Genomic DNA, 11,445 nt, shown 5'->3' with positions numbered 1-11,445 from the left:
GGATCAGACAAGGACTTCACACGATGTCGACGCCGACCGCTTCCACCACCAAGCTCCCCCGCCTGCTGGGCCTCATCGTCATCATCTTCGGCGCGATCTTCTTCGTCGCCGGTGCCGCGACCTGGACCGCCGTCTCGGTCAACCTCAAGGCCGAGAACATCACGGTCGCCGACGACGCCGCGGCATTCGCCGGCGGCCGCGTCGACACCCCGTGGGAGGCCTTCTCGCAGGCCGACATCATCAAGCACCACGCGCTGGACGCGACCGGCGGCAAGACCTACGCCGAGCTCGACAAGGAGGACCCGCTGCGCGCCGTCGCGATGAACGGCTCCTTCCTGCGGGCGTCGCTGTTCACCTCGGTCGTGGCCTTCGGTGTCGCGCTGCTGGTCATGGGCCTGGGCGTCGTCCTCGCCGTCACGGGTGTCGCGATCCGCAAGCTCGCTCCGGCCGACGCGGCCGCGACGAACGCGCCGACGCTCGCCTCCTCGGCGGTCTGACGCACCGCACGTCCCCCCACGACGAGGGCCCCTCCCGCTTCCCCCGGCGGGCAGGGGCCCTCGTCGTACCCGCAGGTGCGGCCCGCTTCCGGACCCTGCGACGCGACGAGGCCCGCCCCCGGGTTCGGGAGCGGGCCTCGTGCGGTGGTGCGTCAGGCGACGCCGGCGACCTGGCGCAGGACGTACTGCAGGATGCCGCCGTTGCGGTAGTAGTCCGCCTCACCGGGGGTGTCGATGCGCACGACCGCGTCGAACTCGACGCGCGAGCCGTCCGCCTTCGTCGCGGTGACCTTGACCGTCCGCGGCGTCACGCCGTCGTTGAGCGCGGTGACACCGGCGATGTCGAACGTCTCCGTGCCGTCCAGGCCGAGCGAGTCGGCGGACTCCCCCTCCGGGAACTGCAGCGGCAGGACGCCCATCCCGATGAGGTTGGAGCGGTGGATCCGCTCGAACGACTCGGTGATCACCGCACGCACGCCGAGCAGGCGCGTGCCCTTGGCGGCCCAGTCGCGCGACGAGCCCGAGCCGTACTCCTTGCCACCGAGCACGACCAGCGGGACGCCCGCTGCCTGGTAGGCGACCGACGCGTCGTAGATCGTCGTGTCCTCGCCCGTGAGGAGGTTCTTGGTGAACCCGCCCTCGACCCCGGGCACGAGCTGGTTGCGCAGCCGGATGTTCGCGAACGTGCCGCGGATCATGACCTCGTGGTTCCCGCGGCGCGAGCCGTAGGAGTTGAAGTCACGACGCTCGACGCCGTGCTCGGCGAGGTAGACGCCCGCCGGGCTGTCCGCCTTGATCGAGCCCGCGGGGCTGATGTGGTCGGTCGTGACCGAGTCGCCGAGCTTCGCGAGCACGCGCGCACCCGAGATGTCCGTGACGGGCTCGGGCGTGGCGCCCATGCCGTCGAAGTACGGGGGCTTGCGCACGTACGTCGACTGCGGGTCCCACGAGAAGACGTTGCCCTCGGGCGTGTCCAGCCCGCGCCAGCGCTCGTCGCCCGAGAACACGTCGGCGTAGTCGTCCTCGAACATCTCGCGGTCGATGGACGCGTCGATCGTGGCCTGCACCTGCTCGGGCGCGGGCCAGATGTCGGCCAGGAAGATCGGGTGCCCGTCCTCGGTGCGGCCCAGCGGGTCGGCCTCGAAGTCGAAGTCCATGGTCCCGGCGAGCGCGTACGCGATGACCAGCGGCGGCGACGCGAGGTAGTTCATCTTCACGTCGGGGTTGATGCGACCCTCGAAGTTGCGGTTGCCGGAGAGCACCGCGGCGACCGCCAGGTCGTGCTCCTGCACCACGGCCGACACCTTCTCGTCGAGCGGGCCGGAGTTGCCGATGCACGTCGCACAGCCGTAGCCGACCAGGTGGAAGCCGAGCTTCTCGAGGTACGGCCACAGGCCGGCCTTCTCGTAGTAGTTCGTCACGACCTGCGAGCCGGGCGCCATCGACGTCTTGACCCACGGCTTGGCGACGAGGCCCTTCTCGACCGCGTTCTTCGCGAGCAGCGCGGCGGCCATCATGACCGACGGGTTCGAGGTGTTGGTGCACGACGTGATCGAGGCGATCGCGACCGCACCGTGGAACAGCTCGAACGCGCGACCCTCGCTGTCCGTGACCGAGTACGTGCGGGTCGCCGACGACGAGATCGCGGGCGAGTCCGACGCCGGGAACGACTCACGCTCGGCCTCGTCGACCTGGTTGAGCTCGGGCGCGTAGGTCGGCAGGTCTCGCTGGAACTGCTCCTTGGCCTTCGAGAGCTCGATGCGGTCCTGCGGGCGCTTCGGGCCGGCGATCGACGGGACGACCGTCGACAGGTCGAGCTCGAGGTACTCGGAGAACACCGGCTCGGTGTACCCCTCGGCCGTCGGGTCGAGCCACAGGCCCTGCTCCTTGGCGTACGCCTCGACGAGCGCGAGCTGCTCGGCCGAGCGGCCGGTCAGGCGCAGGTAGTCGATCGTCACGCCGTCGATCGGGAAGATCGCGACGGTCGAGCCGAACTCGGGGCTCATGTTGCCGATCGTCGCGCGGTTCGCGAGCGGCACGGCCGCCACGCCCTCGCCGTAGAACTCGACGAACTTGCCGACCACGCCGTGCTGGCGCAGCTTCTGGGTGATCGTGAGCACGACGTCGGTCGCGGTGACGCCCGCGGGGATGTTGCCCGTGAGCTTGAACCCGACGACGCGCGGGATGAGCATCGAGACGGGCTGGCCGAGCATGGCGGCCTCGGCCTCGATGCCGCCGACGCCCCAGCCGAGCACGCCGAGGCCGTTGACCATCGTCGTGTGCGAGTCGGTGCCGACGCACGTGTCGGGGTACGCCTTGCCGTCGCGGACCATGACGCCGCGGGCCAGGTACTCGATGTTCACCTGGTGCACGATGCCGGTGCCCGGCGGGACGACCTTGAAGTCGTCGAACGCGGTCTGGCCCCAGCGCAGGAACTGGTAGCGCTCGCGGTTGCGCTGGTACTCGAGCTCGACGTTGCGCTCGAACGCGTCGGCGCGGCCGGCGACGTCGATCTGCACGGAGTGGTCGATGACCATCTCGGCGGGCGCGAGCGGGTTGATGCGCTCGGGGTCGCCGCCCAGCTCAGCGACGGCCTCGCGCATGGTCGCGAGGTCGACGACGCACGGGACGCCCGTGAAGTCCTGCATGATCACACGCGCGGGCGTGAACTGGATCTCCGTGTCGGGCTGCGCATCGGGGTCCCACGTGGCGAGCGCCCGGATGTGGTCCGCCGTGATGTTCGCGCCGTCCTCCGTGCGCAGCAGGTTCTCGGCGAGGACCTTGAGGCTGAAGGGCAGTCGCTCCAGTCCGGGGACGGCGGACAGGCGGTACACCTCGTACGAGGCGTCACCGACCTGCAGCGTTCCCTTGGATCCGAAGCTGTCGACGGTGCTCACGGGCGGCTCCTTCTGGGGCGAGTGCGCCGGGGACGGGGGTCCTCCGGACCGCAGGGCGTCGATGCCAGCCTAGGCCGTGACGACGCCGGTGGGACGACCAGTTATCTCGACGTCAAGATACATGGTCGAAGGGCCTTCGTGCACGTCCGTCCCACGGCGCGGCGCGCTCGGCAGCGCCCCGCCGGGCACGATCACGAGCACGGGCACGAGCACGACGAGCGTGGACGACGAGCACGTGGACGACGAGCACGAGGGCCGGGCATCCGCAGCCGCCCGGCCCTCGTCGTCGCGCGTCAGCCCGACCCGGCTCCCCCGCCGGCTCAGTGCTCGCCGTCCGCCTTCGCCGCCTGGGCCGCCTCGGCGGCCTTGCGCTCGGCCTCGACGGCTCGCTGGTGCGCGCGCTGGTCGTACTCCGGCGTGCCCTGCTTGAACAGCTCCTCCGTCGCGACGCGACGCGCCTCGGCCAGCTTGTGGGCCGCGTCCTGCTCGCTCATGCCCGGCTCCTCTCGGCTCGTGTGCGGCCCCGGCCGGCACCGGCCGGGCCCGCCTCCACGCTAGGCGCGTCCGCGCCCGCGCGCACGGCAGCGACGCCCCGAACGGCGCACCACCGACACCGTCGGCGCACCACGGTCGGGTGAACCGTGCGTCACGGGACGAACCCGGGCCTTTCGTGCCGTGCACGCGCATACGATGGCGCAGCCCCCGAGGGCCCTGGCCACGACGACCGACCCTGAGGACACGACCGTGCACCTGCCCGACCGCCCCCGCACTCCCCTGCGACGACGAGGCAGGACCGCGTCCGTCGTGGTCGCCCTGCTCCTCGCGACACTGGCCCCGGCGCTGCCCGCGCACGCCGCCGACACCATCTCCGTGTCCGGCCGCGTGACCGACGAGGCCGACCAGCCGATCGCGGACCTGGTCGTCTCGATCAGCCCCGACGGCGGTGGCCGCGTGCTGTCGGCCACGACCGCGAGCGACGGCCGGTTCACCATCGCGGCCGTCCCGCCCGGCCGCAGCGAGCTCTCGGTCGACGACGACTGGGCGGCCGAGGACCGGTGGCGGCACCAGACGTGGGACGGCACCGCCGGGGTCGAGGCGTGGACGACGTTCGACACGGGCACGAGCGACCTGACGGGCGTGGCGTTCCGGTTGCGGCCGACCTCGGGCTTCGTCGGGCACGCGGTCGACGAGCACGGGGTCCCGCTCGCGAACATCGCGTGGGACGTCCTCGAGCAGCACCCGGACACCGGTGCGTGGCTCGGCCGCCAGTACGGGCCGCTGCTGACCGACGAGGGCGGTCGCATGTGGTTCGCGGCGGACCCTGGCACGACGTGGCGACTCTGCTTCACCGACTCCTGGTACCAGCCGACCGACGAGGGCATGGGCAGGTGGACGCCCGCGGTCCGCCACACCGACGGGTGCTGGGACGCGGGCGGCGGGTCCGGCGTGGCGCTCGCCGACGCGAGCGACATCTCGTTCACGGACGTGGGTCAGCGCGTGGACGTCACCGTCGTCATGCCGACGGCAGGCAAGGCGCTGACCCTCGGCTACCCCGCGATCGTCGGCAGCACGGACACGGGCGCGACTCTCACCGCGTCCCCCGGGACGTGGGGCCCCGGCACCGTGAGCCTGAGCTACCGGTGGTACACGTACTCGGAGGCCGGTGGGCGCGAGCAGATCCCGGGTGCGACGGCCGCGACGTTCACGACGACGAGCGCGCAGCAGGGCATGCAGGTCGGCGTCGAGGTCACGGGGCGGCGCACCGGGTACGCGACCGCCACCCGGCTCACCTCGCTGGGCCCGATCGGCCGGACCGCTCCGACGGTCACCTCGCCGCTGACGATCACGGGCACGCCCGCGCCCGGCCAGACCCTCACCGCGTCGCACGGCGCCCTCTCGCCCGCCGGTTCGTCGGTCTGGTCCGAGTGGTACGTGAACGGCGTCCCCGCCGGCTACGGCACGACGTTCGCCGTCACGACGGCGCACCGCACCGCGACCGTCGAGGTGCGCGCCCGGTTCACGGCGAGCGGCGGTGGCGAGCGCCTCGCGACGGCGAAGGTGCGGGTCCCCGGCCTGGCGTTCACGCCCGCGACCCCGACCGTGGCGGGCACCGCGGTCGTCGGCCAGACCCTCACCGCGAAGGTCGGCACGTGGTCGCCGACCCCGACGACCCTCACCTACCAGTGGTACCGCGGGAGCACGGCGATCAGCGGGGCGACCGGCAAGACCTACACGCTCAAGGCGGCGGACCGCGGCGCGAGGGTGAAGGTCAAGGTCACGGGCGCCCGCGCGGGCTACGACACGGCGTCGCGCACGTCGGCGAGCACGGCGACGGTCAAGGGCGTCCTCGTGCCCGCGACGCCCACCGTGAGCGGCACCGCGAAGGTCGGCCGGACGCTCACCGCGAAGGTCGGCACGTGGAAGCCCTCGGGCGTCACGTTCACCTACCGCTGGTACCGCAACGGCACGGCCATCTCCGGCGCGACGGGCAAGACGTACGTCGTGGCGAAGGCCGACCGCGGGGCGCGCCTGCACGTGCGGGTCACGGGCTCGCGGTCGGGGTACGTGTCGCAGTCGCGGTCGTCGGCGAGCACCGCCAAGGTCGTCTGACCGGCCCGCGCGCTGCGACGCCCGCCGGCCCAGGGGCTCGGCGGGCGTCGCGGCGTGCGCCGGGGGTCAGCGGGAGAAGACGGCCACCGCCTCGACGTGGTGCGTCATCGGGAACAGGTCGTGACCGGCGACGTCGACGAGCTCGTACCCGGCGGCGGCGAGCAGCGCCACGTCGCGCCCGAGCGCGGCCGGGTCGCACGCGACGTACACGACCCGCTGCGGCTCGAGCGACACGAGAGCGTCGACGACCTTGCGACCCGCACCCGCGCGCGGCGGGTCGAGCACGACGACGTCCGCGTGCGCGACCGCGGGCTCCTGCCCGCGACCGCCCGTGAGCGTGCGCGCGACGTCACCGACGTGCAGCGTCACCTGCTCCCGGTCGTGCAGGTTGCGCCGCGCGTCGCGCACGGCCCGCGCGTCGCCCTCGACCGACACGACACGCCCCTCGGGACCGACGGCGTCCGCGAGCGGCGCCGTGAACAGGCCCGCCCCCGCGTACAGGTCCACGACGGTCGCCCCGGCGACGTCACCGGCACCCCTCAGCACCGCGTCGACGAGCGTCGCGGGCGCCGTGCGGTGCACCTGCCAGAACCCGGCCGCCGCGACGCGGTACTCCCACCGCGACCCGGCGGCCTCGACCACCTCGCGCACGGACGAGCGTGCGTTGGGCCGCGTGTCGGGGCGGCGCCGGCCCAGGTCGAACGGCGTGCCGTCGACGAGCACCAGGGGCCGGTCCCCGCCGACCGGCGCGACCGCCTCGACGCGCACACCCGCCGGCCAGCGTCGCGAGAACAGGTCGAGCTCGGCGATCGCCTCGACCGCGAGCGGCATCGTGTCGAGCGCGACGACGTCGTGCGAGCGGTGGCGTCGCATCCCCGCCCGGCCCTCGTCGTCCGTCACGAGGTCGATGCGCGTGCGCCACGCGAGCCCGCCGCGCTCGTCGTCGCCCGGCGCCGCGTGCACGACGACGTCACGCTCGACGCCGCCGAGCCGCTGCAGCTGCTCGCGGAGCACGGCCGCCTTCCACTCCCGCTGCGCGGGGAGCGCGACGTGCGCGAGCTCGCCACCGCCGACCCCGTCCGGCCCGGCCGCCGGCCACGCGCTCTCCACGCGGTCGGGCGAGGCCGCCAGGACCTCGACCGCGTCGGCACGCCAGAACGTGGCGTCCGGCTCGGCGTCCGTGAGGCGCGCGCGCACGCGCTCGCCCGGCAGCGTGTGGCGCACGAACACCACGCGCCCGTCGTGCCGTGCGACGCAGTGGCCGCCGTGGGCGACCCGCTCGATCTCGAGCTCGATGATGGCCGTCTCCTTCTCGTCGGTGGCGCTCTCAGTCACGCGGCACCGCCGGGCGCACGCGGTCCTCGAGGCCGGTGTGACCCTCGGAGGACGCGAGCTGCCAGGGCACCGACGCGACCACCACGCCGGGCGTGAACAGCAGGCGCCCCTTGAGCCGCAGCGCGCTCTGGTTGTGCAGGAGCTGCTCCCACCAGTGCCCGACGACGTACTCGGGGATGTACACGACGACGAGGTCGCGCGGGCTGTCGCGGCGCACGGAACGCACGTACTGCAGCACCGGGCGCGTGATCTCGCGGAACGGCGAGTCGAGGACCCGCAGCGGCACGGGCAGGTCCATCTCGTCCCACTGCGCGCGCAGCCGCGCGACGTCCTCCTCGTCGACGCCCACCGTGACCGCCTCGAGGACCTGCGGGCGTGCGGCTCGCGCGTACGCGAGCGCGCGCATCGTCGGACGGTGCAGGTGCGAGACGAGGACGATCGCGTGCACCCGGCTCGGCAGCGCGCGCGCCGCGGCGGCGTCCTCGCCCAGCGCGAGCTCGCGCCGCACGGTCACGTAGTGCTGGTGGATCGCCTGCATGAGCACGAACACGACGACCATCGCGAGGATCGCGATCCACGCGCCGTGCGTGAACTTGGTGGCCAGGACGACCAGGAGCACGGTCGCCGTCATCCCGAGACCGATCGCGTTGACCACCCGCGAACGCTTCATGCGGGCTCGCGTGGTCGGGTTCGGCTCGGTGCGCAGCGCGCGCGTCCAGTGCCGGACCATCCCGAGCTGGCTGAGCGTGAACGACACGAACACGCCGACGATGTAGAGCTGGATGAGCCGCGTGACCTCGGCGTCGAACGCCCAGATGAGCCCGATCGCGACCACGGCGAGCGTGACGATGCCGTTGGAGAACGCGAGCCGGTCGCCGCGCGTGTGGAGCTGGCGCGGCAGGTACCCGTCCCGCGCGAGGATCGAGCCGAGCACCGGGAAGCCGTTGAACGCGGTGTTCGCGGCGAGCACGAGGATGAGGCCGGTGACGATCGCGATGACCGCGACCAGCACGGGTGCACCCTCGAACACCGCCGACGCGAGCTGCGCGATCACCGGGTGCTGCTCGTAGTCGGCTCCCACGGGCACGCCGTCGACCAGCAACTGCTCGTGCGGGTCGTCGGCGAACTTCACCCCGGTGGCACGCGCGAGCATGAGGATCGACAGGATCATCGTCACCGAGATGGCGCCGAGCAGCGCCAGCGTGGTCGCCGCGTTGCGCGACTTGGGCTTGCGGAACGCCGGCACGCCGTTGCTGATCGCCTCGACACCGGTGAGCGCCGCGCACCCCGACGCGAACGAGCGCAGGACGAGGAAGAACCCGGCGAGGCCGGTGAGCCCGTTCTCGAACCCGGCCTCGGCGGCCACCTCGAAGCCCGCGCTCTCGGCCATGGGCAGCGTGCCCATGGCGTAGCGCACCGAGCCGACCACCGCGATCATGCCGATCGCGAGCATGAACAGGTACACGGGGACGGCGAACGCGCTGCCGGACTCCTTCACGCCGCGCAGGTTGACCAGCGTGAGGAGCACGACGAGCCCGATCGCGAACACGGCCTCGTGCCCCTTGAGGGCCGGGACCGCCGCGGCGGCGTACTGCGCGCCCGACGAGATCGACACCGCGACGGTCAGCACGTAGTCCACGAGCAGGGCGCTCGCGACGGTCACGCCGGCGTTCGGCCCGAGGTTCACCGTCGCGACCTCGTAGTCACCGCCGCCCGAGGGGTAGGCGTGGACGTTCTGCCGGTAGCTGGCGACGACGGTGATCATCACGACCACGACGGCCAGACCGACCCACGGCGAGATCACGAGCGCCGACATGCCGGCGAGCGACAGCGTCAGCAGGATCTCGTCGGGGGCGTACGCGACGGACGAGAGCGCGTCAGAGGCGAACACCGGCAGCGCGACCCGCTTCGGCAGGAGCGTGTGGCCGAGCCTGTCGCTGCGGACGGGGCGTCCGAGGAGAAGTCTCTTGGCGGCATCCGCGAGGTCCGACACGATGCCCCATCGTAGGCGTACCCGGCCGTGCGCGTGCGACGCGCCCCGGTGGCTGCGGGTGCACCTGCGGGGGTATAGCGTGACGCGCTGTGCACTTCGTCATCATGGGCTGCGGTCGGGTGGGCGCGAACCTCGCGCAGACGCTCGAGGAGAACGGCCACTCCGTCGCCGTGATCGACCAGAACCCCGAGGCGTTCCGCCGGTTGTCCGGCGGCTTCGCGGGGCACAAGGTCACGGGTCTCGGCTTCGACCGGGACACCCTCGTGAAGGCCGGGATCGACGACGCGTACGGCTTCGCGGCCGTCGCGGACGGCGACAACTCGAACATCCTGGCGGCGCGGGTCGCACGCGAGACGTACAAGATCGAGAATGTCGTGGCCCGCATCTACGACCCGCACCGGGCCGAGATCTACCAGCGGCTCGGCATCCCGACGGTCGCGACCGTGCGCTGGACGGCGCACCAGGTGCTGCGCCGCCTGCTGCCGCTCGGCGCCACGGACGAGTTCCGCGACTCGTCGGGGCAGCTCACGCTCGCCCAGGTCGACGTCCACACGGGCTGGGTCGGCCGGCCCGTCACGCAGCTCGAGGCCGCCGCGGGCGTGCGCGTCGCGTACCTCACGCGGTACGGCGACGGCGTGCTGCCGGACGCGTCGACCGTCCTGCAGGAGAACGACGTCGTGCACGTCATGGCCCGTGTCGACGGCCTCGCGCACGTCGAGCGCGTGCTGACCGCCGAGCCGGGGGTGTCCGAATGAGGGTCGTCATCGCAGGCGCGGGGTCCGTGGGCCGCTCGATCGCGCGCGAGCTCCTCGCGCACGAGCACGAGGTCACGCTGATCGACCGGCAGCCGACGGCGATGCGGGTGGCGCAGGTCGCGGAGGCCGACTGGCTGCTCGCGGACGCGTGCGAGCTGCCGACGCTGCGCGAGGCACGCGCCGACGAGTGCGACGTCATGGTGGCCGCCACGGGCGACGACAAAGCGAACCTCGTCATCTCCCTGCTCGCGAAGACCGAGTTCGGCGTGCCGCGCACGGTCGCCCGCGTGAACAACCCGAAGAACGAGTGGATGTTCGACGAGGCGTGGGGCGTGGACGTCGCGGTCTCCACGCCGCGCATCATGACGGCGATGGTCGAGGAGGCCGTGGCTGTCGGCGACCTGGTGCGGATCTTCACGTTCCACCAGTCGGGTGCCGACATCCTCGAGATCACGCTCCCGCTGGACGCCCCGCTCGTCGGGGTGCGCGTGGGTCAGGTGGCGTGGCCGACCGACGTGGTGCTCGCCTGCATCGTGCGCGACGGCCGCCCGATCGCACCCAGCGTCGACGACACGCTCGAGGGGCGCGACGAGCTGCTGTTCGTGACGAGCCGCGAGGCCGACGAGGGCGCCCTCGAGGCCCTCCTCACGGGTGCGACGAAGGTGCCTGCTCCTGCTGGTCCTGCGGGTCCTGCGCCGAGCGTGCCCTGACGGCTCGCTGCACCGGACGCACCAGCACCCAGCTGACCCACAGCACGAGCGCCGTGAGCGGCACGCCCATCGCCAGCTTCGCCGTGCCGAGCCACGCGACGTCGTCGTTGAGGTACAGCGGGACCTGCACGACGAGCCGCAGTGCGAACATCCCGACCCACGGCAGCGTCGCGAGCGTGTAGGCGCGGCGCAGCTCGCGGTCGTCGTGCCACGCGACGACGTTGCGCCAGGGACCGCCCGACAGCGGCCCGTCGGCCGCGAACAGCCCCATGACGAGACCGACGAGCGGCCACCCGACGAGAACCGTGGCGAGCGTGCCGACGAGGTAGGCCGCGTTGACCCACAGCCCGTACGCGAAGTAGTCGCTCGCGTCGCCCGTCCGCCACGCCCACACGACACCCACGCCGACGCCGATCACGCCCGACAGCGCCTGCGTCACGGGCGTGCGCTGCGCGAGCCGCACGACGACCGCGACGAGCGCGGCGCCGGCCGCGGCGACCAGCGCGGGCGTCAGCCGCTGCCCGGTGGCGAGGTACACGACGACGAACAGCAGCCCCGGCGCGATGGACTCGACCACGCCCCGCACCCCGCCGACGGCGTCCGACGCCGAGAACGTGTCGGAGGCCAGCACGCGCATGCCGCGTGCCC

The 11,445-nt window shown here is 72.8% G+C and carries 9 protein-coding genes; 4 read left to right on the top strand and 5 right to left on the bottom strand.

Annotated features, from left to right (window positions below; all coding sequences use genetic code 11):
• The first annotated feature begins 23 nt into the window (after positions 1–23).
• Positions 24–497 (top strand): aromatic ring-opening dioxygenase LigA, encoded by a 474-nt coding sequence (locus ACT17Q_RS07315; RefSeq protein ID WP_268531565.1) that lies wholly within the window; start codon positions 24–26, stop codon positions 495–497.
• Positions 498–649: 152 nt separating this feature from the next.
• On the opposite strand, the gene acnA is transcribed toward ACT17Q_RS07315, so the two are convergent.
• A complete protein-coding gene (acnA, locus tag ACT17Q_RS07310; protein WP_268531566.1) occupies positions 650–3,394 on the bottom strand; it encodes an aconitate hydratase AcnA in 2,745 nt (914 codons plus the stop codon).
• Positions 3,395–3,714: 320 nt separating this feature from the next.
• Positions 3,715–3,888 (bottom strand): translation initiation factor 2, encoded by a 174-nt coding sequence (locus ACT17Q_RS07305; protein ID WP_094180187.1) that lies wholly within the window; start codon positions 3,886–3,888, stop codon positions 3,715–3,717.
• Positions 3,889–4,138: 250 nt separating this feature from the next.
• Between ACT17Q_RS07305 and ACT17Q_RS07300 the strand changes: the two genes are divergently transcribed.
• On the top strand, positions 4,139–6,004 hold the full coding sequence (locus ACT17Q_RS07300) for a carboxypeptidase regulatory-like domain-containing protein (RefSeq protein ID WP_444665228.1): 1,866 nt from the start codon (positions 4,139–4,141) through the stop codon (positions 6,002–6,004).
• A gap of 66 nt (positions 6,005–6,070) precedes the next feature.
• On the opposite strand, the gene ACT17Q_RS07295 is transcribed toward ACT17Q_RS07300, so the two are convergent.
• Both ACT17Q_RS07295 and ACT17Q_RS07290 read right to left on the bottom strand, forming a co-directional pair.
• Positions 6,071–7,339 (bottom strand): class I SAM-dependent RNA methyltransferase, encoded by a 1,269-nt coding sequence (locus ACT17Q_RS07295; RefSeq protein WP_444665227.1) that lies wholly within the window; start codon positions 7,337–7,339, stop codon positions 6,071–6,073.
• Entirely contained in the window at positions 7,332–9,332 is a 2,001-nt protein-coding gene (locus tag ACT17Q_RS07290) for an APC family permease (RefSeq protein WP_094180190.1), read from the bottom strand. Before ACT17Q_RS07290 ends, ACT17Q_RS07295 begins: the two co-directional genes overlap by 8 nt.
• A 104-nt stretch (positions 9,333–9,436) precedes the next feature.
• Here ACT17Q_RS07290 and ACT17Q_RS07285 point away from each other — a divergent pair, with 104 nt between their 5' ends.
• Together ACT17Q_RS07285 and ACT17Q_RS07280 are read left to right on the top strand one after the other, a co-directional pair.
• Positions 9,437–10,087 (top strand): potassium channel family protein, encoded by a 651-nt coding sequence (locus ACT17Q_RS07285; RefSeq protein WP_094182198.1) that lies wholly within the window; start codon positions 9,437–9,439, stop codon positions 10,085–10,087.
• Positions 10,084–10,797 carry a potassium channel family protein gene (locus tag ACT17Q_RS07280; RefSeq protein ID WP_444665226.1) on the top strand — a complete coding sequence of 238 codons (714 nt, stop codon included), beginning with the start codon at positions 10,084–10,086 and terminating at the stop codon, positions 10,795–10,797. Before ACT17Q_RS07285 ends, ACT17Q_RS07280 begins: the two co-directional genes overlap by 4 nt.
• Here ACT17Q_RS07280 and ACT17Q_RS07275 read toward each other — a convergent pair.
• Entirely contained in the window at positions 10,733–11,434 is a 702-nt protein-coding gene (locus ACT17Q_RS07275) for a DUF3159 domain-containing protein (RefSeq protein ID WP_444665368.1), read from the bottom strand. The two genes, ACT17Q_RS07280 and ACT17Q_RS07275, sit on opposite strands and share 65 nt — an antisense overlap.
• Positions 11,435–11,445 lie beyond the last annotated feature (11 nt).

This window comes from Cellulomonas sp. CW35 (assembly GCF_052378485.1).
GTDB lineage: Bacteria > Actinomycetota > Actinomycetes > Actinomycetales > Cellulomonadaceae > Cellulomonas > Cellulomonas uda.
Note: the sequence above shows the minus strand (reverse complement) of the source record. Positions and strands in the feature narration are given on the sequence as shown.